26 protein-coding genes, 1 tRNA gene and 3 pseudogenes are annotated in these 24,077 nt (G+C 55.2%); 10 read left to right on the top strand and 20 right to left on the bottom strand.

The features are described 5' to 3' along the window. Positions 1-278: 278 nt before the first annotated feature. On the top strand, positions 279-1,259 hold the full coding sequence (locus BM022_RS08090; protein WP_091138366.1) for a serine protease: 981 nt from the start codon (positions 279-281) through the stop codon (positions 1,257-1,259). A 133-nt stretch (positions 1,260-1,392) separates the two neighbouring features. Next, complete coding sequence (locus BM022_RS08085; RefSeq protein WP_091138364.1) at positions 1,393-1,995, top strand: hypothetical protein; 603 nt, start codon at positions 1,393-1,395, stop codon at positions 1,993-1,995. A 206-nt stretch (positions 1,996-2,201) separates the two neighbouring features. Here the strand turns inward: BM022_RS08085 and BM022_RS16385 are convergent. After that, a pseudogene (locus BM022_RS16385) lies at positions 2,202-2,659 on the bottom strand (recombinase family protein). 315 nt (positions 2,660-2,974) lie between these two features. On the opposite strand from BM022_RS16385, the gene BM022_RS15985 reads away from it, so the two are divergent. Further along, complete coding sequence (locus tag BM022_RS15985; RefSeq protein ID WP_256209055.1) at positions 2,975-3,187, top strand: hypothetical protein; 213 nt, start codon at positions 2,975-2,977, stop codon at positions 3,185-3,187. Positions 3,188-3,985: 798 nt separating this feature from the next. Beyond that, entirely contained in the window at positions 3,986-4,588 is a 603-nt protein-coding gene (locus BM022_RS08065) for a hypothetical protein (RefSeq protein ID WP_256209054.1), read from the top strand. Between the two features lie 81 nt (positions 4,589-4,669). Here BM022_RS08065 and BM022_RS08060 read toward each other — a convergent pair whose 3' ends face one another. The 3 genes and pseudogenes from BM022_RS08060 to BM022_RS08055 form a co-directional block, all read right to left on the bottom strand. Further along, entirely contained in the window at positions 4,670-6,286 is a 1,617-nt protein-coding gene (locus tag BM022_RS08060; RefSeq protein WP_218146859.1) for a dihydroxyacetone kinase subunit DhaK, read from the bottom strand. A 99-nt stretch (positions 6,287-6,385) separates the two neighbouring features. Continuing rightward, positions 6,386-6,577 (bottom strand): annotated as a pseudogene (locus tag BM022_RS15755) (recombinase family protein); the annotation flags it as partial. 162 nt (positions 6,578-6,739) lie between these two features. Continuing rightward, complete coding sequence (locus tag BM022_RS08055; RefSeq protein WP_091138355.1) at positions 6,740-7,141, bottom strand: WD40 repeat domain-containing protein; 402 nt, start codon at positions 7,139-7,141, stop codon at positions 6,740-6,742. A 77-nt stretch (positions 7,142-7,218) separates the two neighbouring features. Here BM022_RS08055 and BM022_RS08050 point away from each other — a divergent pair. Both BM022_RS08050 and BM022_RS08045 read left to right on the top strand, forming a co-directional pair. Continuing rightward, a pseudogene (locus BM022_RS08050) lies at positions 7,219-7,388 on the top strand (integrase core domain-containing protein); the annotation flags it as partial. A 173-nt stretch (positions 7,389-7,561) separates the two neighbouring features. Beyond that, positions 7,562-7,843: a DUF768 domain-containing protein gene (locus BM022_RS08045; RefSeq protein ID WP_091138354.1), complete on the top strand. Its 282-nt coding sequence runs from the start codon at positions 7,562-7,564 to the stop codon at positions 7,841-7,843. A 550-nt stretch (positions 7,844-8,393) separates the two neighbouring features. Here BM022_RS08045 and BM022_RS16380 read toward each other — a convergent pair. From BM022_RS16380 to BM022_RS08030, 4 genes are all read right to left on the bottom strand, one after another. Continuing rightward, positions 8,394-8,477 (bottom strand): hypothetical protein, encoded by an 84-nt coding sequence (locus BM022_RS16380; protein ID WP_371264309.1) that lies wholly within the window; start codon positions 8,475-8,477, stop codon positions 8,394-8,396. Positions 8,478-8,500: 23 nt separating this feature from the next. Continuing rightward, on the bottom strand, positions 8,501-8,677 hold the full coding sequence (locus tag BM022_RS15750; protein ID WP_218146856.1) for a type II toxin-antitoxin system RelE/ParE family toxin: 177 nt from the start codon (positions 8,675-8,677) through the stop codon (positions 8,501-8,503). Continuing rightward, positions 8,674-8,955 (bottom strand): type II toxin-antitoxin system ParD family antitoxin, encoded by a 282-nt coding sequence (locus tag BM022_RS08035; protein WP_091138352.1) that lies wholly within the window; start codon positions 8,953-8,955, stop codon positions 8,674-8,676. Before BM022_RS08035 ends, BM022_RS15750 begins: the two co-directional genes overlap by 4 nt. Positions 8,956-9,463: 508 nt before the next feature. Continuing rightward, a tRNA-Arg gene (locus BM022_RS08030) sits at positions 9,464-9,539 on the bottom strand. 30 nt (positions 9,540-9,569) lie between these two features. Here BM022_RS08030 and BM022_RS08025 point away from each other — a divergent pair. The 3 genes from BM022_RS08025 (at position 9,570) to BM022_RS08015 (ending at position 11,951) form a co-directional block, all read left to right on the top strand. Continuing rightward, a complete protein-coding gene (locus tag BM022_RS08025) occupies positions 9,570-10,820 on the top strand; it encodes an MFS transporter (RefSeq protein WP_091138350.1) in 1,251 nt (416 codons plus the stop codon). A gap of 144 nt (positions 10,821-10,964) precedes the next feature. After that, positions 10,965-11,507 carry a peroxiredoxin gene (locus tag BM022_RS08020; RefSeq protein WP_177191658.1) on the top strand — a complete coding sequence of 181 codons (543 nt, stop codon included), beginning with the start codon at positions 10,965-10,967 and terminating at the stop codon, positions 11,505-11,507. Positions 11,508-11,555: 48 nt separating this feature from the next. Beyond that, complete coding sequence (locus BM022_RS08015; RefSeq protein WP_091138349.1) at positions 11,556-11,951, top strand: TraR/DksA family transcriptional regulator; 396 nt, start codon at positions 11,556-11,558, stop codon at positions 11,949-11,951. A gap of 45 nt (positions 11,952-11,996) precedes the next feature. Here the strand turns inward: BM022_RS08015 and BM022_RS08010 are convergent, their stop codons facing one another. From BM022_RS08010 to BM022_RS07980, 7 genes are all read right to left on the bottom strand, one after another. Then, entirely contained in the window at positions 11,997-12,608 is a 612-nt protein-coding gene (locus BM022_RS08010; protein ID WP_091138347.1) for a Smr/MutS family protein, read from the bottom strand. Beyond that, entirely contained in the window at positions 12,565-13,590 is a 1,026-nt protein-coding gene (trxB, locus tag BM022_RS08005) for a thioredoxin-disulfide reductase (RefSeq protein ID WP_091138345.1), read from the bottom strand. Before trxB ends, BM022_RS08010 begins: the two co-directional genes overlap by 44 nt. A 47-nt stretch (positions 13,591-13,637) precedes the next feature. Next, positions 13,638-16,550, bottom strand: a complete 2,913-nt coding sequence (gene alaS, locus BM022_RS08000) for an alanine--tRNA ligase (protein WP_091138467.1) — start codon at positions 16,548-16,550, stop codon at positions 13,638-13,640. Positions 16,551-16,619: 69 nt separating this feature from the next. Next, a complete protein-coding gene (locus BM022_RS07995; RefSeq protein ID WP_256209053.1) occupies positions 16,620-17,006 on the bottom strand; it encodes a hypothetical protein in 387 nt (128 codons plus the stop codon). Further along, entirely contained in the window at positions 17,003-17,509 is a 507-nt protein-coding gene (recX, locus tag BM022_RS07990; protein WP_091138344.1) for a recombination regulator RecX, read from the bottom strand. The genes BM022_RS07995 and recX overlap by 4 nt, the downstream gene beginning before the upstream one ends. Continuing rightward, positions 17,509-18,528 (bottom strand): recombinase RecA, encoded by a 1,020-nt coding sequence (gene recA, locus BM022_RS07985; protein WP_091138342.1) that lies wholly within the window; start codon positions 18,526-18,528, stop codon positions 17,509-17,511. Before recA ends, recX begins: the two co-directional genes overlap by 1 nt. Positions 18,529-18,624: 96 nt before the next feature. Further along, on the bottom strand, positions 18,625-19,989 hold the full coding sequence (locus BM022_RS07980; protein WP_091138341.1) for a tetratricopeptide repeat-containing S1 family peptidase: 1,365 nt from the start codon (positions 19,987-19,989) through the stop codon (positions 18,625-18,627). Positions 19,990-20,105: 116 nt separating this feature from the next. Between BM022_RS07980 and BM022_RS07975 the strand changes: the two genes are divergently transcribed. Further along, a complete protein-coding gene (locus BM022_RS07975) occupies positions 20,106-20,741 on the top strand; it encodes a YqhA family protein (RefSeq protein ID WP_091138339.1) in 636 nt (211 codons plus the stop codon). An 11-nt stretch (positions 20,742-20,752) separates the two neighbouring features. Here the strand turns inward: BM022_RS07975 and BM022_RS07970 are convergent, their stop codons facing one another. The 5 genes from BM022_RS07970 to ribH form a co-directional block, all read right to left on the bottom strand. Further along, positions 20,753-21,262 carry a CinA family protein gene (locus BM022_RS07970; RefSeq protein WP_091138338.1) on the bottom strand — a complete coding sequence of 170 codons (510 nt, stop codon included), beginning with the start codon at positions 21,260-21,262 and terminating at the stop codon, positions 20,753-20,755. A gap of 110 nt (positions 21,263-21,372) precedes the next feature. Further along, positions 21,373-22,041, bottom strand: coding sequence for a phosphatidylglycerophosphatase A family protein (locus BM022_RS07965; RefSeq protein WP_091138336.1), 669 nt, complete (start codon positions 22,039-22,041; stop codon positions 21,373-21,375). Next, complete coding sequence (thiL, locus tag BM022_RS07960; RefSeq protein WP_091138334.1) at positions 22,022-22,993, bottom strand: thiamine-phosphate kinase; 972 nt, start codon at positions 22,991-22,993, stop codon at positions 22,022-22,024. Before thiL ends, BM022_RS07965 begins: the two co-directional genes overlap by 20 nt. A 71-nt stretch (positions 22,994-23,064) precedes the next feature. Then, positions 23,065-23,538, bottom strand: a complete 474-nt coding sequence (gene nusB, locus BM022_RS07955; protein ID WP_091138332.1) for a transcription antitermination factor NusB — start codon at positions 23,536-23,538, stop codon at positions 23,065-23,067. A gap of 9 nt (positions 23,539-23,547) precedes the next feature. Continuing rightward, positions 23,548-24,030: a 6,7-dimethyl-8-ribityllumazine synthase gene (gene ribH, locus BM022_RS07950; RefSeq protein ID WP_091138331.1), complete on the bottom strand. Its 483-nt coding sequence runs from the start codon at positions 24,028-24,030 to the stop codon at positions 23,548-23,550. Between the last annotated feature and the right edge of the window lie 47 nt (positions 24,031-24,077).

The raw sequence follows: 24,077 nt of genomic DNA, 5'->3' as shown, positions 1-24,077 counted from the left end.
GGAAGCGACCGTCCGTTTGATTCGCTTGCATAAGTGGTGATCGGTTCCTACAGACCCATGATCAAGATAAGGGCAGGAGAACCAGCGCTGCCGGGTGAGGAAGAAGTTTGAGGCATTGTGCGATGCACAGCAACCCGCAGAAATCTGCAGTAGTAGCCAATCGATATTTATTTAGAGATCGATTTGATATCGAGCGAAATAAATCAAAGAAAGCAGCGAGCCGAAAAAGCGGAGAGGTTGTCCAAGACGCATCATACTGAGAAGAGAAGGAATACAACTTGCACTCCGCATCGCATTTCGACCTGAAAATAAGCCAAGATATAAGCCAGAGATTAACGTTCATCGGTGCGGCCATGCTCTTTTGCCTCACTCTTCTACTTTCCCCACGAGTAGTAGTCGGTGCAGATAACGCTGAAAATCATACCGATCCATATGAAAGAGCGCTCCGAAATTGGCAGAGTAAAGCGCCGCTTAATACAAAAATATTAAAGGGAAGGAGTGCGGCCTTTGGAGACCGCCCGTGGCAGGTTGGGCTATTAAACGCGTCAATTCCAGATCCCATTTACGCCCACTTCTGTAGTGGAACGCTTATTACTGATCAGTGGGTGGTTACAGCCGCACATTGTGTGGCTGGCCGGCAAGGAACAGAATTAATTGTGTTGGTAGGTACTAATAGCCTGAATTTGGGAGGCCGAAAGAAACAAGTAATTTCAGTCGTCGTGCATGGGGCCTATGATCCGCATACCCGTGATAACGATCTTGCACTGCTGTTTCTCGATAGCCCTACCGCTATTTTTCCTCCCCAATTCCCTTCTATTGAAGTGGAGCAGCGACTAGTTGATGATCAGGAAAAAGTAAAAATTGGCGGATGGGGTAACACCTACGACTTTGGTGTCAAATCACTTGACCTAATGGAAACGGAAGCCCCGTTAGTACCCCTCCAACTCTGCTCGGAGCCTGATTCTCACGGTCAATCGCTTACAGCCACCATGCTATGTGCCGGATATGAAGACGGAAGAACAGACGCATGTGATGGGGACAGCGGAGGACCCGCGACGGTTCGTCAGTATGGCCAAGAGTTTTTAATCGGCGTTAAAAGCTGGGGAGATTGCGGAGCCCCAAAAAAATACGGGGTCTTCACCCGCATTACCCCGTATGTAGGATGGATAAGGGCGAATACACATTCGGGGTTAATTCGTACCCAGACCGAATACCTTTGGCCGGAGTCGTTGGTAGCACCTGCTCGCAGATTTCCTTAGCTTGCAGATTTGGAGAGGAATATGAAGGCTTCTTTCGCAAGACTCTCGGCTAAATGCAATCCACGTACTAAAATTCTCTAATAAGAGAATATCAGTCCATCTGGTGCGGCGTGCAAACCTTGTGGAGGTGCACATGAACAAGCATATTGATACAACGGCACAGACAAACGATCCCCGGTCTTATCTGAGCTTCCAGGATATTCTGGAAACGGTGAGCCATGAACCGGGACAAGGCCGCCTGCTTGATCAAATCGAAAAAATTCTGAGGGTCCAGCAGCGGGAACGCCTAGATGTCGTTCTGTCGCAAGTTGCGGAAGACCAACTCCTGCCAGTGCAGGTCCTGCTCGAGCGCGATCTGCCACAGAGGGGAAAAAGCAATCCGGCCTATAACCGCTTTGTGATTCCATCCTGGAGAAAACACGACGACATCTATTGGCAATCCCTAGTCGACTATATCGTCCTCGCGCTTCGTACATTCAAGGAAATCGACTTCTGCGCCTTGCGTGGGAAGCTGGTGCTGCATTATTTTGATATCCCAGGGGGCGCGCCCCGGGTTCAGGATGTCATCCGAAGACTGGTCTGGCTGATCGATAATGATCACTTATCCGTCGACTTTACGCGATCCCGGTGGATGGAAAACTGGCGTCATACCGTGGCGAGCATGAGCCGCGAGGAAGTATTGACGGCCGCGGGAATCCTCGAGATCGTCCCTAAATTGTTGCTAAGTCGAGAGTAGATGGGCGAGGGCTAAGGTCTTCACACAGGGAACGTCAACGGGAGACCCGCGAAACTTGGGAGAAAGTAGAGATAAATTCTTTCGTCCAGAAGTGTTTTAACGGGAGCAAGTTCAAGGGTTTTACGGTTATTGCAAAGTTGTGTTCATGCTGCTATCAACAGATGTTTTGTTCGACCCGCCAGCCTGCACGGTCAGCATCGCTGTCATCAAATCACGTGTTTAAGCCCTGGCTTTCTCCCCTTGTAGGCGGTTCCCTTCGCCTTTGCTAGTGCTGTACCCTCACGCTGCCTTTCCTTGGGGAGCGATCGCTCAAACTGTGCAATGCGCTGAGCATGGTGAACATCAGGTAGAACGCGCGTCGTCATTACCGACGATAAAGCTCGCTTCTCTTTAATAAATTCAACCGATACGCTAGGGTCGTTCATTTCGCTGACAAGCCTGAGCATGTCCTCAGCTTCGCGCGCCAGCCTGCCCATGGAATGGACGAGAAGCGCATCCGCCGCGCGAGCGTAATTAGGGCCGCCTGGAGTTGGGGCCTGTTTGTATCCTTGCCTGATGCTTTGTCGGTGCATGCCTTGTCTAGGTGAATCGCTTCGAGCTGGCTCTCGACGTTCTGGTCAAACGAGCTCACTCGAACGTATCCAGCTCTCTTTGCTAAAACCACGTCTGAAATATCGTAAACAGTGATGGCTGTACCTAAGTCCAATCGTTTGCTCAGCAATAACACCTAAAATCCACGCTGCAGATATTGATGGAGAGGTTCATTTTGAGCTCTCTGTTCCACCTTATCCCGTCATTCGTTTCTTGGGCGCTACCCTCTGCTGCCCGGATATTGCGATAGAAATCGCTATTAACAGGATTGTGTTACGGGAAAAGATTGGAGAAAAGGGACCTCGTTACTATCTGGTCATTTCACTGGGTATTTTTTATTAACTGATAGGAAGAATAAATAAAAATGGGAAACAGGATGTGGAAAATAATGTCAGCTCTACTTGCTTCTGCCGCTCTAGCCGGTTGTGCCACGATCATGGGCCAAAGCTCGCCGGAAGCCTTGAATGTCCGCAGCGCTCCTGATCAAGCAAGTGTCGTGATTGCTGATGAGTCAGGCACCAAAATATTTGAAGGCAAGACACCTACTTCTTTACCCTTGGAAAAAAGAAAGGATTTTTCAGCGGCAAAAAATACTCTGTAAAGATTAGAAAGGATGGTCATGACGAACAAAATATAACTGTTGATACGAAGATGAATGGCTGGTACATCGGAAATCTCCTGTTTGGTGGGATCATAGGTTTGCTGATTGTCGATCCAGCGACCGGTGCCATGTGGACACTTATACCAAGGAAGTTAACGTAACATTAGAACCAACAAAACAAGGTGCGGTTACTGAAGCTAAGGAATTACGCGTTGTCCTTCTGAAAGATGTGCCTTCATCACTGCATGGCAAGCTGGTAAAAATCTCTCAATAAACTGCACCATAACGGAGGGCGTTGCTACTCGCACGCCCGCCCCGGCGGAACAACCACCTGTTATTCCAGTATATTTTACTGCTCGACTGACCTTCCCCCAAAAAAAATTCGCATCGCTGAGATAGAAAGCTGTGCAATAATCTGATAAGCGATCTCGGCGGTTACCCCTTTATTTCCATGACATTCAATCTCCCCTCAGTTCCAGAAAAAGCTAAAGTTGTGTTGCGCTTAGTGAAATCCTTGGGTCCCCTGCTCCTTTCGAAATCCACTAGCCTATCTGAAGCCTATGCACAGCATAACCTTCGATTAGCCAAAGTTGAGGTATTTAAGGAGCTCGTGATTGAAGAGGGCCGAATGACGTTGGGATCGTCAAAAAGCTCCGTGAGAAATATGGCGACGCGTCGCCAGAGGAGCGGATTCGTTTAAGGCAGGATATAGAAGCGGCCGAGAGAGATTACCGTCAATTGAGAATTTATGAAAAGGCAATAGATCATGTGCCCGAGGTACCAGAAGGCCGGACCCCAATGGCAGAATCTTTAGAAGATTCCACTGACTCGTCGATAGCATGGCTCGACCGATTTAATGACTTAGCACGTAAGCAGAACGAGCCCTGGCGGGCAGAACTTCTGGCACGAGCACTTGCGCTGGAGTCGTCGACAGTCGGAAGTGTTAGTCAGCGCGGACTTTGGTTCATAGGAACCATGGATGAAACCATATTTCACGCATTTGCAGCGATCTTAGACGCCTCGCCAAAGTTTAATTATCGTCATGTTTTACCTGATTTGGATAAGTATGCGGACCGAACAGTATCAACTTGCGCGTTGGAGTCGGAACTTACCCTAGGTCAGCTCACATTTATTCTTCACGAAGTTGGATTACTCGGAAACCTACTGACAAGTTCACTTGGGTTTCGTAAAGGAGATGTAATCCAAGTAGCCTATGGTTCGCGATGTGTAACCGGAGCGGCTAAGATCGCCATACAGGTGAAGGGAATAATTCTGACTTCGCTAGGTCACACGGTTGCCAAACTTTATGAGCCAAAAGTGATTGATCTCGGCTTTGAAATTCTCAACAATTGGGCTGACACTATGCGTAGCGGTGCTCTCGAAGTTTTAGAAGAAGTTTAACGCGCAAAATCTCCCGAGTAGGAACATGTAAGTGCCCTGCTTAAAAATCAGTGCGATCCAACAGGTGCTTACAATCTAAAATTAGGCCAAGTGTTCAAACAGTCGCGCGACCGCCTCAGCACCCGGATCAGCGTGACCGACCAAGTGCTTGGCATTGACATAGGAAGCGCGGCCCGCATTCGCCTTGCTCATGTGGGCAGTGCGATCGGCACCCGCACGCGCGGCTTTCGCCGCCTCGGGCAGGCTCTCTTCCAGCACATCAAGGGCCGGCGCAAGGGCATCGACCATGGTGCGGTCACCCGGACGTGCCCCGCCGATCTCCTGCATTCTCCGCAACCCGGCCTGCAACGCTTCGCGCATTGGCAATCCGCTTGAGGCGGCGTCGCCCGCTGCGGCGAAGAAGATCGCGAGGAGCACACCGCACGAGCCTCCCATGGTTTGGGAAAGCTCCAAGCCAATGGCTCGATAGAGCTGGGCATGGTCGGCAAGTGGCAATCGGTCCACGGCGCTGATCAGGGCGCGTGCCGCGCCGGCTAGCGTGCTGCCGGTGTCGCCATCGCCTGACTTCGCGTCGAGCGCGTTGAGGTCGTTCTCGGCGGCGATCAGAACCTCGCAGCAACTGGTCAGGAACTCCCTGGTCGGCTTGTGCATCGAGGGTGTCGGAACGACAGGCATTAGGCCGTCCGGAAGCGCCTGAATCGCGACCTGGCCTAGCCGGGAGACCCGCGGCCATGCTGCCAACGGCGTGTGCTGCTTGAGCAGGGCGATCTCGGCATCGTCGGCAGGATAGGCTGAAATCGAGAAGCCATGCATGTCGAGAGATGTCATCATGGCCGCCGGCCCGATGACGTGGGTTATCCGCTCGCCAATCGCTGACCGCCGGATTTCGTTGAGGATGATCGACATCTCGATGACCGACGTGCCGCCGAGATTATTGACCATAGCGACATGCGGTTTTTCTTCCATTGCAGCTGACAGGCGCTCGACCATGGCAGCGACAGCTTCGCTCGCGTCCTTGAACTCGACCTGCTCAACCCCGGCTTCACCGTGGATGCCAAGCCCAAGCTCGGCCATGCCGGGCGGGATGCGATCCTCCTTTGGCGAACCTGGGATGGTGCAGGTGTTTAGCGACATGCCGATGCTTTTTGTCTTTGACACGACCTTGCGCGCGGCCGCGGCGACGTGCGCCAAGTCGGCACCATTCTCGGCCAACGCGCCGGCTATCTTGTGTACGAAAAGCGTGCCGGCGACGCCGCGGGCTTGGGGCAAGTGGGGCAACGCCACATCATCGTGGACGATGACTATCTCGACATTCAAGCCAAACTGGCGAGCGCGTTCGCCCGCCAGCCCGAAATTCAATCGGTCACCGGTATAATTCTTGACGATGAGCAGGCAGCCGGACGATCCCGTCACCGCAAGGATGCCTGCCAGTACCGCGTCGACTGTCGGCGAGGCGAAGATGTCGCCGCACACCGCAGCCGTCAGCATCCCTTCCCCGACGAAACCCGCATGTGCCGGTTCGTGGCCCGATCCGCCTCCCGAGATCAACGCGACCTTGGACTTGTCCCAGTCATTGCGTACGACCACCCGTATATGCGGATAGCCGTCGAGCCGCGCCAGCTTACCGCCAGACGCCGCGACCAGACCATCGACGGCTTCGGTGACGATGTTTTCTTTGGCGTTGATGAACTGGACCATGTTTTCTCCTATCTGACTGAATTCTTGCTGGATCAAAAAGCTGCGCACGCAACATCCGTTGCTCAACCCGGATATCAATGCGCTCGTGTCACTTGAACTGTCCATGGAATGAACGAAAAGCGTACCCCCCGCGCGAACGTGATTGAGTGCAGCCCGGAGTTGGGGCCTGTTTGTGTCCTTGGCTGATGCCTTATCGGTAAATACCTTGTCTAGCTTGATACCGTCGAGCTGTCGCTCCGGGTTTTGATCGAGTAAGCTGACGCGAACGTAGCCGATACTCTGGCAGGTCATTGTCTTCTCTACTATGAATGTCAGAGTAAAGTCTGTGACCTTCATTGGTGAGTGTCAATCAATATAGTTACTAACTCTAAATTGACACAACATGACAGGAAAAGTGTCAGGTATAAAATGTCCTGTTAGGGTATACCGCAAATAGACTAATGAAATTGCATATTAGGAATATATGGTTCTTTTACTCTTGGGCAGCAGCTGCTTTATCCGGAGAAATTGGCAACCCGGGACACTGCTCGCGTAATGAATGTTGGTCGAAACCCACTCACGCCACTCCTTGTGGCTCATATTGCGAGTGAGTTTTTTGCATAGTTTATCGGGCCATGCCTTGGGACTAGGCCACCACCGCACGGTCCTGTCGGAACTACCGGAGAGGATGCGTTTGCCGCCCGGACTGAAAGCCACACTAAGCACCCAATCTTCATGCCCTCGTAGGGGTGCGCCGATAGACTGACCACTGGTGGCATCCCACAGCCGCAGCGTCTTATCGCTACTCCCCGAGACGATACGTGTGCCGTCAGGACTGAACGCCACACTCCACACCCCATCCTCGTGCCCGCGCATGGGCTTGCCGATGGGCTCCCCAGTGCTGGCATCCCATAGCCGCAGCGTCCTGTCATCACTACCCGAGCAGTTACTATGGTAGCGAATTCATCTCCAAGGCCATGGACAAATGGGCCTATGAGTGCGTCATCAGCTTGACTTCAGTCGTCCGGGCAAACCCACCGACAACGCCAAGTTGGAAAGCTTCAACGGACGGTTGCGGCAGGAATGCCTCAACGTCCCCTGGTTCTTGTCTTTAGAGGATGCCGGTCTCATGTCTCCTTTATTATCGATAAAATACGTTATCGATAATCACACGATCGAAAAATCCCGGAAAATTACTACTAGCTTTTACCCTTGATAACCTATTTTATCATGGGTAAAATGCTCCCATGAGGGGCGACCGGCGCCGAACTCAACGCAGAAGATGGGTGGGCAGTCATGAGCAATCGCTTCCTGAGGTGGGTCGACACATGGATCGAGGAAAACATCCCTCCCGGCGCCAATTCCGACATAGAGAGTCATGAAGTAAAGGCAAAGCGGCTGTCGGAGAAACTGTTCGCCGAGGCAGCTGCGGCCAACTTCACAAACTTCGAGACCGAGGAGGAGCGGGAGCGCGTTACGCCCCTGGTACTGGCCGCGGTCTCGAACAGCAAAGACTTTGACATCGATGCCTATCATCTCAAGTCGCAACTTGCACGGGAGAATGAAGATGGCGACTGAGCCCCCGCATGGTTGGTCTTCAGGGCGGCATGGCGTTGGTTGCTTGTCAGCTGCTCCTGACATATCCATAATCAAAAGAGGGCTGTCATTTGTTCTCAAGGATCTTCCTGGAGACAAGCCTGTAGTCCGTCATCCTATGCAGCAGGGATCGAACAAGGTGCTAGAAAATCTTCTAAATTGCCTGCGATTTAATAGGGCAAGGCCCACGGCCGCGTCAGGCTTTTCGTTTTTATAATTGAAGTCCGGGAGCCTATGGGCAACCGCTGTGGAAAACCTCGTGGACGAGGATGGTTCCGTCCATCAGGTTATCCATCAGAGTTGTCCATGGTTCAAGTGCAGTGAGCCGGACGATTGGAGCCGGACGATTGGCGAAAGCCAATCCAGTTACCGCTTATCTATTTGATAAGTTATGTTCCGGATGACAAGGCGGGTACCGAGCCATTTTTCCCATTGATGGTCGTGTGCAGGGAGATCCTGAGGGCAGCCCAATTTCCAATTCGCGCCCCAATGCAGCGCTTTAAGCCCCAAGATCTTCAGCAGCCGTCATTGCCTATAAAAGGTCTTGCCATTGGCGCGCGCCGTGGAGCACCCGGGCAATTTCAACGCCTTTATCGACTTGCTGGTAGAGAATCATATAGCTACCCGCTGGCAGCATTCTCAATCCGGTCGAATAGAGGATTTGGCCACTCCCATGGAAGGCATCTCGCCAAGCTGTTGGCAAAGAGCATGCATGTCCTCGATCCATCGTCGCGCAGCCTGGACATTGTCTTCCGCGATATAAAGCGCGATATCCTCCAGGTCTGTCTCGGCCTGAGGCCTGAGGTAAAACGTCATGCAGGGCGGTGGCCGGAGAGCTTCGCATCCAGCCGGGCTCGAACGCGGGAGAAGGCTTCATTGCCCTCTGTTGCCAGACCGCTGGCAATGCCCGCGTCCCATTGCCGTCCCAGTTCAGCGATGATTTGATCGCGCTGCGCCCTGCGAAACTTCCAATCACGCAAGGCTTCGCGCACCACCTCGCTCGCCGAGGCATACTCCCCGCTTTCCACCGCTTGGCGCATCATGGCCGCCATTTCCGCAGTCAGCGCTACACTGACTTTCTCGACATTTGCCATAACCCTTCTCCTAAAAAAAGTAATAGTGGTAAAGCTTACTACCAATACAGGGTTAAGGAAATGTTTGTTTATCGATGAAAGCATGCCGTTGCGGATTCGCGGACTCGTAAAAGGGGTAAGCTTCAGTCGCATCCTAATAAAGCAATTGGACGAAGGTACACCTGAGTATGGGCGTGGGTGTTATAACTGCGCCACGTTGACGCGTTTATTTTATAGAGGCAAACGGTACGTCATATCGCAAGACGCATAGTGACTACCAATACTTCGTGGCCTCTGGGGCGGTGACCTGCGTGGAGTCTGATGCGGTAAACACGTTAGGTATATAGGTATAGCGGCCATCACCTCCTTTGTCTTTCGGCAAAGGAGGCGCGAGGGTTGCACTTGGCTAGCATTTACCAATCGGGAGTGATGACAGCGGTGTTCTGTATAACCGGTTACAAAACGGTTACATCTCTGATGTATTTGTAGCGCTCAGATGAGCATCTCAGCCTGAAACCAGCATGAACATTGGCGCCCTGAACACGAATCGAACGTGTGACCTACCCCTTAGGAGGGGGTCGCTCTATCCACTGAGCTACCAGGGCGGTGACAGCATTTTACGCTAATATGCCGGGATGAATAAACCGGCTGAAGAACCGCAGGAAAATCCTCCTGCCACCAAACTGCCGCGCACGGTAATCGTGCTCGGTCTGGTCAGTTTTTTCAATGATTTTGCTTCCGATATCGTTATCCCGCTCATCCCTATTTTGCTGGCGACGGTGCTTGCAGCGGGGCCGGTTGCCCTGGGCTTGATCGAGGGGGTTGCGGACGCGGTAGCAAGCCTGATCAAGCTATCGTCGGGGCGCCACTCCGACATCATGAGCGGTCGGCGCAAGGGGCTGGCGGTCGCGGGCTATACGCTTTCCAACATTGCACGGCCCCTGCTGGGGTTGGCTGGTTCGTGGCCGGCAATCCTGGTACTGCGCAGTATCGACCGCGTGGGCAAGGGCTTGCGCAGCGCGCCGCGCGATGCGCTGGTTGCGGATGCGACCCCGTCAGGTATGCACGGCTACGCTTTCGGCTATCATCGCGCACTGGATAATGCCGGCGCGGTGGCGGGAAGCCTGGCAGCGGCAGCTGTGCTGGCATGGTCGGGGATGGGCCTGGCTGAGGTCATCCTGTGGTCAGCAGTGCCGGGTTTTATTGCAGTGCTGCTGCTGGGCGTGGGGGTAAAGGAAGAAAACAAGAACACCCCTGATAATGCGCCAGCGTCTGCTCCCGCTACTGCGCGTGTTGCGCTGCCGCCATTGCGCTGGTCGGTCTTATCCGTGCCTATGCGACGCTACCTGCTGGTGCTGATGCTGTTCACGTTCGCGCGGACGTCGGAAACCTTTATCCTGCTGCTGGGGCACCAATTGGGCGTCGCCACGGTCGAATTGTTGTTGCTTTGGGCCGCGCTGAATCTGTGCAAGGCCGCGACTTCCACCTGGGGCGGACGCTTGGCCGATAGCTTCGGGCGAGGCGCATTGATGCTGCTGGGCTGGACGACCTTTTCGGTTTCGTTCCTGATGCTTGGTATGGTGGAGCATAGCGTCGGGCTGTGGACGGTGAGCATCTTCTACGGCCTTTGCGCGGGCATGAGCGAGGGCGCGGAGCGGGCCAACATAAGTGACTACGCGAGCCCGCGCGAGCGCGGGACAGCCTTCGGCTGGTATCATCTGATGGTGGGCATCGCAGCGATTCCAGCCGGGTTGCTGTTCGGGTCCATCTGGCAATTTCAGGGTGCGCCGAAGGCGTTTTTCTTCGCTGGAAGCCTGGCTGCGCTATCAGCGCTGTTGCTACGGACCTGGGCTTGGCCAGTGCGCAAGCCGCAACCAGCCCCATGACGGCGGGCAATTTGAATTCCATTGCCGAACAGGCCAGGGCACCAAGCTGACGAGGTGGAAGGAAAGTTTCTGGGAGCCATTTGGGGTTACCCTTGGCTCGACCCGTTCTATTGCATACCTGTTGCACACTTAAGAGGATATATCATGAAAACACGAGCGATTCTTGCGCTGCTAATGGCGGCGGTGCTGTTCTTCGCGAATCATGGCGCGCATGCGGCAGGGCCCAAGGTTGGGGAGGCCGCGCCAGACTTCAGCCTTCCCGATCAGACTGGGCAGACGCATAAACTCTCGGATTATCGCGGCAAGTGGCTGGTGCTTTACTTCTACGTCAAGGACGATACCCCGGGTTGCACTGAGCAGGCATGTAAATATCGTGACGATATCCATCAGCTTTCCGAACTCGGCGCGCAGGTGGTGGGCGTGAGCGTGGACAATACTGCCAGTCACGCGGACTTCGCAAAGAAATACAGCCTTCCGTTCCCGCTTCTTTCGGATGGCAAAGGCGAGACCGCTGCGCGTTACGACTCGCTGCGGGAGGGTGGCAGCCTGGCGAAGCGGAATACGTTTGTGATTGATCCCCAAGGACGGATCGCGAAGATTTACTTGTCCGCGAGCACTTCGCGCAATTCAGCGCAAGTGATCGAGGACCTGAAGAAGCTTAAGAGTGGGCAAAGACCGGATTCGTGAGCTATGTTATGAAAGTGGACATCAATATCACTGGCGGAAAAACCTACCATGGCAGACCTTACCGAAGATCAACTGGCGCAAGTGAAAGCAGTCCTGCAGCAACGCTATCTGGAGCTCAGGGAGGAAATACGCGACGAGCTTGAGCGCTCGGGTAATGAGCATTACGCCGATCTGGCAGGCAGCGTGGCCGATCCCGGTGATGACTCGGTTGCCGACATGCTCGTGGACGTGGATGCTGCCCTCGTGGACCGCCAGGTGCACGAGATACGCGCGGTGGAGGCCGCTCTGAAACGCCTGGCGGACTTGGATTTCGGCGACTGCGTCGATTGCGGCGGCGAGATCGGCTTTGAGCGACTGATGGCCTACCCTACGGCACGGCGCTGCGTGCGGTGTCAAAACCTGCACGAGAAGACTTATTCACATGAGTCGAATCCTACGCTCTGACCCAGCGCTTGCAGGATTCTAACCGCAATACTCGGTAATGATGGGTTACTTTCCCGTTGCGGATAAAAGCACCAGGACGGCGCCGCTCCCACCGTCTTCCGGTCTGGCTTGGCAGAAGGCAAGCACATCCGCCCGCTGCGCGAGCCAGCCGCCAACCCGAGCCTTAAGGACGGGCTCGTGGTCGCGTGAACTGAGACCCTTGCCGTGTATCACACGCACGCAACGAAATCCGCGTTTACTGCTGGCATCGAGAAATACCACCAGCGCCTGTCGTGCTTCCTCCCGAGTGTACCCGTGCAGATCGAGCTGCGCCTCGATTTTCCAGTAGCCGCGCCGCAATCTCCGTAAAGTCTGGCGCGACACGCCTGGGCGCAAAAATGCCCACTCATCGCCCGCGCCAATCTCCAACGCAATATGATCGGAAAGCGCGTCCCCGGCTGGGGATTGCTCATGAGCGGAAGTTTGCCGGGGTATGGGCGGAGGATGCTGTGCGCGCAGAAGGGCTTTATCGGAAGCTGTCAGCGGCGACACGCCTTGCATCGCCTGGCGGAACAAGGCCGACGCATCGCCGGCGCTTGCATCCGCGGGTTCATCCGGGAAGGGGGTCGCAGGGCTAAGCGTCGACCCGATTGGAGACTTCTTGCCCCGCCGTTTCATGGCCGATTTTCACATCAGGTTGCTCTGATGCGCACGATACCCCATCCAGATATTTTTCCACATCCAAGGCCGCCATGCAGCCCGTTCCGGCGCTGGTGACCGCCTGCCGATAGATGTGATCCTGTACGTCCCCTGCTGCAAATACCCCCGGAATGCTGGTAGCCGTGGCGTTCCCCTCGTTTCCGCCATGGGTAACGATGTAGCCATTTCTCATTTCCAGTTGTCCCTGAAAAATATCCGTGTTCGGTTTGTGGCCGATCGCGATGAATACGCCTTGCAAGGGGAGCGTTTTGGTGGACTCGTCTTGAACGCTTTTTATACGCATGCCGTTAACGCCGGAATCGTTGCCCAGCACTTCATCGAGCACGTGGTTGAGCTCCAGCTTTATGTTGCCGTCTCTCACCTTTTCCATCAATTTGTCGATCAGGATTTTCTCCGAGCGGAATTTTTCCCGTCGGTGCACTACCGTCACGTTGCGCGCGATATGGGAGAGATACAGCGCCTCTTCCACCGCTGTGTTACCGCCCCCGATGACTGCAACATCCTGCCCCTTGTAAAAAAAACCGTCGCAAGTGGCACAACCGGATACACCCCTGCCCAAGTAAGCATCCTCGGAGGGTATGCCGAGGTACTGCGCTGAAGCGCCAGTGGCGATGATAAGCGCGTCGCAGGTGTAAGTAGCCGAGTCGCCTACTAGCGTAATAGGCTTCTCCGTCAGGCGCGCCGTATGAATGTGGTCGAAAAGGACTTCGGTATTGAAGCGTTCCGCATGCTGGCGGAAACGTTCCATCAGTTCGGGACCTTGTACGCCCATTGCGTCCGCAGGCCAGTTGTCGACTTCTGTCGTGGTCATGAGCTGTCCACCCTGTGCCATTCCGGTGATGAGCACCGGGTGAAGATTGGCGCGAGCGGCATAGACCGCAGCGGTATATCCGGCAGGGCCGGAACCGAGGATGATAAGGCGGGAGTGTCTGCTAGTCATTCTTTCGAGGTAAGTAAGGTTATTTAATGATCGGTATACTCGGTGTACTATAGCCGTTGCTCAACCCAGCCTGCTACACTTTCAAGTGCCATGGGCAGATCGTCGGGCTGGGTTCCGCCGGCCTGAGCCATGTCCGGGCGACCGCCGCCCTTGCCGCCTACCTGCCGGGCCACAAAGTTGACCAGCTCGCCCGCCTTCACCTTCGCCGTGAGATCGGCGGTGACCCCGGCGATCAGCTTGACCTTGCCGTCTTCAACTGCGGCCAGCACGACAACTCCGGATTTGAGTTTATTTTTGAAGTTGTCCATGGAATCGCGCAAGGCGGAGGAGTCCGCATCCTGCAGGCATACCGCAAGCACTTTCACGCCTTTAACTTCGCAAACCTGTTCGCTCAGATCGCTGCCCTGGGAGCTGGCTAGTTTCGTTTTCATGCGTCGGAGCTCCCTTTCCAGCTGCTTCACGTTTTCGAGTATCTGCATGATACGAGCGGCCGCCTCCTGCGGCTGAGCCTTGACAGCGTCGGCCACGTTCTGCAATTGCGCTTCCCGCTCCTGGATATAGGCCAGCGCGCTCTCGCCGGTAACAGCTTCAATCCGGCGCACGCCTGCGGCCACGCCTGATTCGGCTACGATCTTGAAGAGGCCGATATCACCGGTGCGCTTGACGTGTGTTCCCCCGCACAGCTCACGCGAGGTTCCGATTTCCAGCACGCGTACTTCATCACCATACTTTTCCCCGAACAGCATCATCGCACCGGTTTTTTTTGCCTCCTCTATGGGCAGCAGCCGGGCTTCCGTCGCCGCATTGGCGACGATCTCAGCATTTACCAGCTGCTCCACCGCCCGAATCTCCTCATCCGTCACCGGCTGGTTGTGCGCGAAATCGAAGCGAGTCTTGGAGGAATCCACCAACGACCCTTTTTGCTGAACATGCGTGCCCAACACCTGGCGCAGCGCTTTGTGCATGAGGTGAGTGACAGAATGGTTGCGCTCGGTGCGTGCCCGCGCCACGCGATCGACTTCCGCTACTACGGTGTCGCCGGTAACGAGGCGGCCGCTGCGCAACACTCCTTTGTGACCGAATACCTCGGCCTGAATCTTCTGCGTATCCGCCACTGTAAAAGTCCCAGTAGCTGCAAGCAATTCCCCACTGTCGCCTACCTGGCCCCCGGATTCGGCGTAGAACGGCGTATGATCCAGCACAACGACCGCTTCATCGCCCGCCTCGATGAAATCCACGCGGCTTCCTTCCCGATAGAGCGCGAGAACCCGCCCTTCGTGCCGCAGGCTTTCATAGCCGTGGAATTCCGTCGGGGGACCGTTGTATGCAATCCCTTCCTGCATGGTGAACTTGCTAGTCAGCCTCGCCTGATTCCTTTGCTTTGTCATCGCGGCCTCAAAACCAGCAATGTCAACAGCTACTTCATGCTCTCTGCATATATCCTGAGTGAGATCAAGTGGAAAGCCATAAGTATCGTGAAGCTTGAACGCAACATCACCTGACAGAATTCTATAGGGCTTCAGCTCTGCTTCATGAACAACGAATTCTTTATGGGGAAAGTCGCTTCCTTTAAGAAGAGCCATGCATCGAGAGGGAATGTCGCCAACAGAAACTACATAAATCTGCATATATGAAAACGGGTCGTTCTTGAACGCATGTATAGATTTGTAGAGGCGCTCGTACGAGGCTTTATCTTCTTCCCCTAAAACAGCCTCAACCGGAATTTCCTCTCCCTCATCGCCGATTAAGATACCGTCAAAAGCGTAGTTCGTTCCCACGACATCTATATGCTTCAAAACTAGGCCCGTCTTCCTTGAAAGCCAGTGCAACACAAAATTTTCTTCGGAAGTCGCGTAGTCGAGTATTCGCATCCCGGAATCAATTGTGACAAAGAATCGTTCTTCTTCCTGCTTCAGTACCGCCGCAACGCGCGTCTTGGCATCCACCAGTTCAGGATAGGCCTGGCCCATCGCTTTCGACAGATCCTCGACCAGCAGATGAAAGAACGGCTGTTTCTGCCCCAGCTTGTAGCCGTGGCGGATGGCGCGACGAATGATGCGCCTGAGCACGTAGCCACGCCCTTCATTGCCGGGAATCACCCCGTCGGTGATGAGGAAGGAACAGGCGCGTATATGGTCGGCGATTACCTTGAGTGAGTTGCTGGATAAATCGGTTGCGCCGGTCGCTTGCGCCGCCGCCCTGATCAGATCCTGAAACAAATCGATCTCGTAATTGCTGTGGACCTGTTGCATGACTGCCGAAATCCGCTCCAGCCCCATGCCTGTGTCGACCGATGGCCTGGGCAGCGGGTGCAGCGTACCCGCGCTGTCCCGGTTGTATTGCATGAATACCAGGTTCCAGATTTCGACATAGCGGTCGCCATCCGCGTCAGGCGTCCCCGGCGGGCCGCCGGGAATTTCGACGCCGTGATCATAAAAAATCTCGGAACACGGACCGCACGGCCCGGTATCCCCCATTTGCCAGAAGTTGTCCATGGTGGCGATGCGCGTCAGCCGGGCAGGGTCGATCCCAACCTCGTGGATCCAGATATCCGCCGCTTCGTCATCCTCGGCGTATACGGTTACCCATAGCTTTTCCGGGCGGATGGCAAGCGTCACGGTCAAAAACTCCCACGCGAACTTGATGGCATGGGCCTTGAAGTAATCGCCGAAGCTGAAATTGCCCAGCATTTCGAAGAAGGTATGGTGGCGCGCCGTGTAGCCTACATTCTCCAAGTCGTTGTGCTTGCCACCGGCCCGCACGCAGCGCTGTGAGCTAGCCGCCCGTAGATATGGCCGCTTGTCCTGGCCGAGAAATACATCCTTGAACTGCACCATACCGGCATTGGTGAACAGCAGCGTGGGATCGTTGCCAGGCACGAGCGGGCTCGACGCCACGACCGTATGGCCGTGCGACTCGAAAAATTCGAGAAATTTTTTCCGTATCTCGCTGCTTTTCATCTCGGCTTCATCAGAACAATGGTGAACGGGATTCCACTCGCCTTCCAACGACATGTCAGGCTTGTGGCTTCAGTGCCGCTCCACCTCTACAAAGGTCGTACCCAGCGATTCTCCATTGATAATTGCGAAGTTTCTCACCTTAACCTTGACACGAATTTCTTCATTCATCTTCGGCAGCTCGCGCTCCGTCAGTATGGTTGCTTCGCCGCTATCGTCTTTCAACACGTAAGACTTCAGGTTTAACAATGGCATACGGGTAACGTCTTTTGCCACCCCGCGAAGCATGACCTCCTTGCCGTCGAAATTCGCCGGAGAGGCGTTAAGTTGACTTATAGGTGAGACGCTGGTTGCACTGCATCCGCCCAGAAGAACGCCGACTGCCCACGCCACCAAAAGATTGCGGCCGAGACACTTGGACGACCGCTGGGCCTGCCTCTGCATTTCCCGCTGCTTCATGTTACTTCCTCGTCCGCATGATGCAGGACATGATGTATCACGTCGGCTGCGAACCCCCTATTCATGAGAAAACGCATTTGCCTGCCAAGTTCCTTTGCATCCGCGGGCATGGCTTTAAACCTTTTCCGCCACACTTCCCGCGCCCGGTCATGCTCGGTTTCCTTCATGTTAGGCAACGCCGCCGCGATTAGATTCTCGGGAATGCCCTTCTCGCGTAACTCATGCACGATACGCCGGCTGCCGAACTTGCTTTTGCGAACGTGCACCAGCTGCTCCACCATGCGCACAGCTGACAGGAAGCCGCATTGTTCCAGCTTATCGAGCACAGCGGCAAGTTCCGCGGAAGATTTGGCATGGGGCGCGAGCTTTCTTTCCAGCTCCAGCCGGGAATGTTCGCGCCGGGCAAGGTAACCCAAAGCGCGCGTCTTGAGGTTGGGGCGTGGCCTGCGCTTCCTGGCCACCCCATCGATGGCGGAACCGGTGGTTCTCTCCCCCTCCACCATTACGCCACGGCGGCGGCTTCAGCGGGATTGGCAACGCCCGCGGCTGCGCGTATTTTCGATTCGATCTCCGCTGCTATATCGCGGTGCTCTCTTAAAAACTCGCGCGCATTATCCTTGCCCTGACCGATTTTGTCGCCCTTATAAGCATACCAGGCGCCAGACTTTTCGATCAGCTTGTGCTGAACGCCCAGCTCGACGATTTCCCCTTCGCGCGAAATGCCCTCGCCGTAGAGGATATCGAATTCAGCCTGTTTGAATGGCGGCGCGACCTTGTTCTTGACGACCTTAACGCGCGTTTCGCTGCCGATGACCTCTTCGCCTTTTTTAATGGAACCGGTGCGACGTATATCAAGACGAACCGATGCATAGAACTTCAATGCGTTGCCACCAGTCGTGGTCTCCGGATTGCCGAACATGACGCCGATTTTCATGCGAATCTGATTGATGAAAACCACCATGGTATTGCTGCGTTTGATATTCGCGGTGAGCTTGCGTAGGGCTTGCGACATCAGTCGCGCTTGCAGACCCATCTGGGGCTCGCCCATTTCTCCTTCGATCTCCGCGCGCGGTGTCAGGGCCGCGACCGAATCGATCACGACCACGTCGACGGAGCCGGAACGAACCAGCATATCGGCGATTTCGAGCGCCTGCTCCCCGTTGTCGGGCTGGGAAATCAGCAATTCCTGGACGTTGACGCCAATTTTTTGCGCGTATTGCGGGTCGAGCGCGTGTTCCGCGTCGATAAAGGCGGCTGTCCCGCCGCTCTTTTGCATTTGCGCGATGACCTGCAGGGTAAGGGTGGTTTTGCCGGAAGATTCCGGCCCGTATATTTCCACTATCCTCCCGCGAGGAAGTCCGCCCACTCCCAATGCGATATCGAGCCCAAGGGAACCGGTGGAAACAACCTCAACATCTTTGGCGACCTCACTTGCGCCCAGGCGCATGATCGAGCCTTTGCCAAACTGTTTCTCGATCTGGGAGAGAGCCGCCGCAAGTGCTTTGCTTCTGTTTTCGTCCATGAGAATTTCCTTTATGAATGGGATCGATTATCGCATAGGTAGTTCAACCGTAAAAGCGCGAGAAGAATGACAATGTGTTTCGAACGGCCAAACTGTTCAAGGAAGAATATAGGTGTTGAAATACTGCTCCGCCCGCTTCGAATCCAGCTTGCGCAGCGCCTGATAGACTTCCCTTATCCTGCTGCGTTCGCCTAGAACGGCGTAATCCACGCCAAGTTTATACCACGCGTCCGCGTTCTCCGGCTGGATGCGCACCGTTTCGTTGTAAGCCTCTATCGCCTCTCCGTATAGTTTTAGATCGTCATAGGTCATGCCCAGGTTGTACCAGGCGGCCGCATTCTCCTCATCCAGGCGCAGCGCTTCCCGATAGGCATGGATAGCATGCGGGTATTGTTTGCGCTCACCGTATACAAGACCGAGGTCGTACCAGGTTTGGGCGTCCTCGGGCTGCATGCTTAAAGCATCCCTGTAGGCTTGAATCGCATTGTCGTAGTCTTTCAGATTGGCGTAAGCGACACCAAGGTAATGCCAGGCGTCACCATACTCGGCCTGATTCCGTATGGCTTCGCGATACGCTTGAATTGCTTGTTCATATTGCTTCAGATTTGCGAAAGCCATGCCCAAGGTGAACCAGGCAGCGGCGTTTCCGGAATGACGGCTGACCTCCTGCTGCGAGAGTTTCAACAATCCGCGCCAGTCGGCGCTCTTTTCCAGCGCCAGGGCGCGGTCAAGCCAGGCGGATTTATCTTTTTTTGTCATTTCCGGGCCCGGCTGCACTTTAATCGGTAATTCCCCTATCCAATCGGCCGGTAGCACAAACGTGACATTACTGCCTTTGCCAGGGGGGTGCGAGAGTATACCGAACAGCGCGCCATGGGCGTCGAACAATCCGCCACCGCTAAAGGCTGAAGGTACCGGCGCGGAGATGCGCATGTAGTGGGATCGCAGATAAGGCCGCAGGCTGGAAATCACCCCTTTGCTTAGGCTCGGTTGCGGAGGATTCTGGTCGGCAGACATTCCTACCGCATAAACACGCTGGCCGGTCTTTGCGTTTAATGCTGAACTCAGGGTAGCAGAGGGCGCTCCCAGACCGGGCACTTTCAACAGGCAAAAGTCGAGATCTGGTTGCGCGGATTGCAGCACCGCTTCGAAACGTTTGCCTGAATGTAGCACGTAGCCATTCTTGCCTTTATCCGCAATGTGACACGTTGTAATCACTTGACCGGGTCCAATCACGACACCGCTGCCTTCGCCAACGGAATTGCTGAGGGCGTCAAGCATGTTCACCCCAACCACGGAGGGCGAGACTCGCGCCAAAATTCGCGCTTCGATCGTTTCGGGGCCCGCACCTCGCACCGCGCAGGGCAAGAGCAAGGCAATGACCAGCGCCCCGCGGATTACGGCTGCGAGTTTCTCGTGCGTCCCAAGCGGCAAATTCAAGATCACAACCGTATCATTCATCAGATTGAACCGATATCGAGGCGCAGCAGCGATGGCACGAGATATAGCGCCAACCGTGCGCGCACCAAACGGATGCGGCAGTGTAAAATAGCGGGTTTACCGCGAATCCCAAATATATGGCTATACACGAAGACCACGCTGATGCTCGTCGCGAGCATCCAGCGAAAATTCAACCGCTCGCCTATTTCATTTTTACCACGCGCTGGCTGCAATTGCCGTTATACCTCGGGCTGATTCTTGCCCAATGCGTATACGTATACCACTTCTGGGTCGAATTACTCGATCTGATCGGTGCGGTGATGGGCAATCAGGCCGCATTGCAGCATATTCTGGATGCGGTTGCCGTTGAAGGCGCCCCTCGGCCCTCCAAAATCAACGAAACAACCATCATGCTGGTCGTGCTGGGTTTGATCGACGTGGTGATGATTTCGAACCTGCTGATCATGGTGATCATTGGCGGCTACGAAACCTTTGTTTCACGCATGAATCTGGAAGGACACCCGGATCAGCCGGAGTGGCTGTCCCATGTCAACGCCTCGGTGCTCAAAGTCAAGCTCGCCACCGCGATCATCGGCATTTCGTCCATCCACCTGCTCAAGACCTTCATCAATGCCGCCGCGTACGACGAAAAGACGATCCTGGCGCAGACCGGAATTCATGTGGTTTTCCTGTTTTCCGCCATTGCGATTGCAGCAAGCGACCGCATCATGTCGAACGGTGGCGCACACAACCACGCCGGCGATTCACACTGAACAAGCGGTTGTCATCCGACTTGCGGCGGGACGCCATGTAACAGATCGATGACGCCTTGCAGCGCTTCCGCCACGGATTGACGCCTTATCTCCTCGCGGCTGCCGGTGAAATAGCGCGTTTCGGCGCAGGCCAGTCCGTCTTTCATCATCCAGGCGAAACAAACCATGCCTACCGGTTTTTCCGCGGTGCCGCCATCCGGCCCGGCGATCCCGGTAATGGAGACGGCAACCTGCGCATGACTATGCGTAATGACGCCGGCAGCCATTTCCGAGGCGGTTTGCTCGGACACCGCTCCATACTGTTCAAGGGTTGAAGTGCTCACCGCCAGCATTTCGTGCTTGGAGGCAGTAGCATAGGTAATGAAGCCCCGGTCGTACCAGCTGGAGCTTCCGGCAATCGATGTGATGGTTTGCCCCAGCCACCCGCCAGTGCAGGATTCTGCGGTGGCAAGCAGCAGCCCCTGCTGGGCCAATGCGACGCTGACCTTTATGGCAAGGTCCTGAAGCATAAGATCATCCATTCGGTGAGCTCCTCTGGAAAATCTGTTCTCTCGAAACCACAGTCAAGGAATGCGGTAAGCCCATTCACAAGACCACCATGGGGCCGTGCAGGAGCCCGGCTATATGTTCCTTACATCATAGATCCCACACCGAGCGCTTTCCAGGCGGCCAGACAAAGCAGCGTCAGGAACGCGGCGAGCAAATCATCGAACATTACACCGAAACCACCGCGCAACGTTCGATCGTAATATCGGATGGGCGGTGGTTTGATTATATCGAACAAACGAAACAGCAGAAATGCAAATGCCTGCCACATGACAATCGGTGGCGTAAAGAGGAGCACCAGCGTGAAAGCGGTAATTTCATCCCAAACCATGCCGCCATGATCGTGATTGCCGAGCGCGCGGCCGGTGACACCGCAAGCCCAGATACCGATCAGAAACATCATCGCGACCAGGACGAGAAGAGCGAGCGGATCGAAGAAGTAAGCCAGGATCCAAAACAAGGGGAAAGCCGCAAGGGTACCCATGGTGCCGGGACCATAGCGGCTCAAGCCTGCGCCTCCGCCAAATGCGATGAAATACGCCAGACGGCTGCGGATGAATGCTTTCGAGGGCTTGGTGGAGTCTATCCCCGGCGCCCCTGGCAATTTCGCCTGAGACGGGACCCGGGCAGCGTCTGGTTCGTTTTCCCATTCCTCCAATTGCCCTGTCGTCGGGTCCTCGCGTTCGGACCCAAGGCCATCGGGCTGACGAACGCGCGACTTGCCGACAGTTCCATCAGGTGAGGAAATGGTCATATCCCCTCGTATCCAGCGTTACGGTCTCACCTGCGGCATCATGCACGACCAGACCGTTTCCCTTGCCAATTTTGCCGATACGGGTCAGTGGCAACGCCAGCTCGCGGGAAAGGGCTTCGATTTTCGGCCTATCGGACCTTGAGGCAGTAAAGCAAAGTTCATAGTCATCTCCGCCGGCCAGCAGGCATTTCAGCGCCAGTGGATGAGGAAGCCGTTTTTTTAGCGGCGCTGAGCACTTTATCTCGTGCATGCTTATGATACCGGAAGCTTTTGAACATTCCAGAATATGCCCCAGGTCCGCCAGCAATCCGTCCGAAATGTCGATTGCGCTGTGCGCGAGGCCGACCAACCGTTGTCCCAACCCGACCCTGGGAGTGGGCGTATTCAGCGCGGGCAGACAGGCTTCGATCTCACCGGCTTCCAGCACTATATGGTTCTGCTGGTGGGCCAGCGCCAGGGCCGCATCGCCGAGATGGCCAGATATCCAGATATCGTCGCCCGACCGCGCACCGCGTCGGCGCAGCGCGTTGCCTTTCGCCACTTCGCCAATGATGGTCACGCAGATGTTCAGGGGCCCCCTGGTAGTATCCCCACCGATAAGCTCCACCTGATAGGCATTGGCGAGTTTGAAAAACCCTTCGGAGAATGCTTCCAGCCATTTTTCATTCTCGCGCGCCATCGACGCAGGCAGTGCAAGCGAAAGTGTCGCCCATCGCGGCCTCGCGCCCATCGCCGCCATGTCGGAGAGATTTACGGCGAGGGATTTGTGCCCCAGCCCGCCCGGCTCGGCATCGGCAAAAAAATGCTGCCCGGACACCAGCATATCGGTGGAAACGGCGAGTTCCATCCCAGCCGATGGCTCAACCAACGCCGCGTCGTCGCCTATGCCCAATACAGCGCCGGGTGCCGGACGATTGAAATAACGTTGAATGATGTCGAATTCTGAAAGCATTCTTTGAAACTGGGCACAAGCCGCAGAAGCGCGATAGAGACCCGGCGGGCGGCTCGTCCGGCCCCGCCTACTTAAGCTCTTGCGTGAACCTCCGTCGTTCGCAGCTTCGCCGCCAGTTTATCCAGGACTCCGTTCACGTACTTGTGCCCATCGGTCCCGCCGTAGGTCTTTGCCAGCTCCACAGCTTCGTTGATCACTGCTCGATAAGGTATTTCCAGATGGCTGGCAAGCTCATGCGTGCCCAATAACAGAATGGCAATCTCCACCGGGCTCAGCTCCTTGAACGGCCGATCGAGATAAGGCTGAATTTGCTGTTCCAGCTCTGCGACATTTGTCAGCACGCCGTACAGCAGACTTGAGAAATATGCCTCGTCCGTTTTGGCGAACTCATTCGTTTCTTTCAGCTGCGCTTCGATGGCCTCGGCGGGTCCACCCGCGACGCAGTATTGGTAAAGCCCCTGCAAGGCCAGTTCGCGGGCGTGGCGACGGCGGGTTTTGCGGCCCGGATTGCCCGCCCGTTTGGTTACCGGTTTAGTCTGTGTCATCGGATCAGATTACTGAGTCACGTCCTCAAGTTCTCGTAGCAGGTTGGCCATCTCGATCGCCACCTGTGCGGCTTCGGTACCTTTCTGGCTCATGCGGGCCATTGCCTGGTCGTCCGTTTCGGTAGTAAGAATCCCGTTGGCGACGGGGATGCCGGTATCGAGCTGCACAGCGGCCAAACCGCTGGCGGATTGATTCGATACGATTTCAAAATGATACGTCTCGCCCCGTATGACCGCCCCCAATGCTATCAGGGCGTCAAACTGGTCGGTTAAAGCCATTTTTTGCAGGGTGAGCGGTATCTCCAGCGCACCTGGCACGGTCACCAGTAACATGCCCGACTCCTGCACCCCGCGTTTTATCAATTCCGCAGTGCAAGCGCCGAGCAACCCTTCACCCACGTCCATGTTAAAACGGCTCATGACAATACCGATCCGTAAATCCTCCCCATTGAGGTCACGTTCAAGCTCAAGAATGTTGTCGTAGCGCCCCATATTGTTCCTTTATAGAATCAGTCTGCAAAAATTATAACTTGTGGCCG

The organism is Nitrosospira sp. Nsp14, from assembly GCF_900113575.1.
Taxonomy (GTDB): Bacteria; Pseudomonadota; Gammaproteobacteria; order Burkholderiales; family Nitrosomonadaceae; genus Nitrosospira.
This window is presented reverse-complemented; position numbering and strand designations above follow the sequence as displayed.

Excerpts from the sequence above, each read along its gene's own strand:
- BM022_RS07975 (WP_091138339.1), top strand. The coding sequence starts at position 20,106 with ATGGCTATACACGAAGACCACGCTGATGCTCGTCGCGAGCATCCAGCG.
- ribH (WP_091138331.1), bottom strand. The coding sequence starts at position 24,030 with ATGGGGCGCTACGACAACATTCTTGAGCTTGAACGTGACCTCAATGGG.
- BM022_RS16380 (WP_371264309.1), bottom strand. The coding sequence starts at position 8,477 with ATGATTCTCTACCAGCAAGTCGATAAAGGCGTTGAAATTGCCCGGGTG.
- BM022_RS07970 (WP_091138338.1), bottom strand. The coding sequence starts at position 21,262 with ATGGATGATCTTATGCTTCAGGACCTTGCCATAAAGGTCAGCGTCGCA.
- BM022_RS07995 (WP_256209053.1), bottom strand. The coding sequence starts at position 17,006 with ATGAAGCAGCGGGAAATGCAGAGGCAGGCCCAGCGGTCGTCCAAGTGT.
- recX (WP_091138344.1), bottom strand. The coding sequence starts at position 17,509 with ATGGTGGAGGGGGAGAGAACCACCGGTTCCGCCATCGATGGGGTGGCC.
- BM022_RS07980 (WP_091138341.1), bottom strand. The coding sequence starts at position 19,989 with ATGAATGATACGGTTGTGATCTTGAATTTGCCGCTTGGGACGCACGAG.
- BM022_RS08055 (WP_091138355.1), bottom strand. The coding sequence starts at position 7,141 with ATGCGCGGGCACGAGGATGGGGTGTGGAGTGTGGCGTTCAGTCCTGAC.
- BM022_RS08045 (WP_091138354.1), top strand. The coding sequence starts at position 7,562 with ATGAGCAATCGCTTCCTGAGGTGGGTCGACACATGGATCGAGGAAAAC.
- BM022_RS08010 (WP_091138347.1), bottom strand. The coding sequence starts at position 12,608 with ATGAAACGGCGGGGCAAGAAGTCTCCAATCGGGTCGACGCTTAGCCCT.
- alaS (WP_091138467.1), bottom strand. The coding sequence starts at position 16,550 with ATGAAAAGCAGCGAGATACGGAAAAAATTTCTCGAATTTTTCGAGTCG.
- BM022_RS08025 (WP_091138350.1), top strand. The coding sequence starts at position 9,570 with ATGAATAAACCGGCTGAAGAACCGCAGGAAAATCCTCCTGCCACCAAA.
- BM022_RS08065 (WP_256209054.1), top strand. The coding sequence starts at position 3,986 with ATGGCAGAATCTTTAGAAGATTCCACTGACTCGTCGATAGCATGGCTC.
- BM022_RS08085 (WP_091138364.1), top strand. The coding sequence starts at position 1,393 with ATGAACAAGCATATTGATACAACGGCACAGACAAACGATCCCCGGTCT.
- BM022_RS08015 (WP_091138349.1), top strand. The coding sequence starts at position 11,556 with ATGGCAGACCTTACCGAAGATCAACTGGCGCAAGTGAAAGCAGTCCTG.
- BM022_RS15985 (WP_256209055.1), top strand. The coding sequence starts at position 2,975 with ATGTCAGCTCTACTTGCTTCTGCCGCTCTAGCCGGTTGTGCCACGATC.
- BM022_RS08020 (WP_177191658.1), top strand. The coding sequence starts at position 10,965 with ATGAAAACACGAGCGATTCTTGCGCTGCTAATGGCGGCGGTGCTGTTC.
- trxB (WP_091138345.1), bottom strand. The coding sequence starts at position 13,590 with ATGACTAGCAGACACTCCCGCCTTATCATCCTCGGTTCCGGCCCTGCC.
- BM022_RS07965 (WP_091138336.1), bottom strand. The coding sequence starts at position 22,041 with ATGACCATTTCCTCACCTGATGGAACTGTCGGCAAGTCGCGCGTTCGT.
- BM022_RS08035 (WP_091138352.1), bottom strand. The coding sequence starts at position 8,955 with ATGGCAAATGTCGAGAAAGTCAGTGTAGCGCTGACTGCGGAAATGGCG.
- BM022_RS08060 (WP_218146859.1), bottom strand. The coding sequence starts at position 6,286 with ATGGTCCAGTTCATCAACGCCAAAGAAAACATCGTCACCGAAGCCGTC.
- thiL (WP_091138334.1), bottom strand. The coding sequence starts at position 22,993 with ATGCTTTCAGAATTCGACATCATTCAACGTTATTTCAATCGTCCGGCA.
- recA (WP_091138342.1), bottom strand. The coding sequence starts at position 18,528 with ATGGACGAAAACAGAAGCAAAGCACTTGCGGCGGCTCTCTCCCAGATC.
- nusB (WP_091138332.1), bottom strand. The coding sequence starts at position 23,538 with ATGACACAGACTAAACCGGTAACCAAACGGGCGGGCAATCCGGGCCGC.
- BM022_RS15750 (WP_218146856.1), bottom strand. The coding sequence starts at position 8,677 with ATGACGTTTTACCTCAGGCCTCAGGCCGAGACAGACCTGGAGGATATC.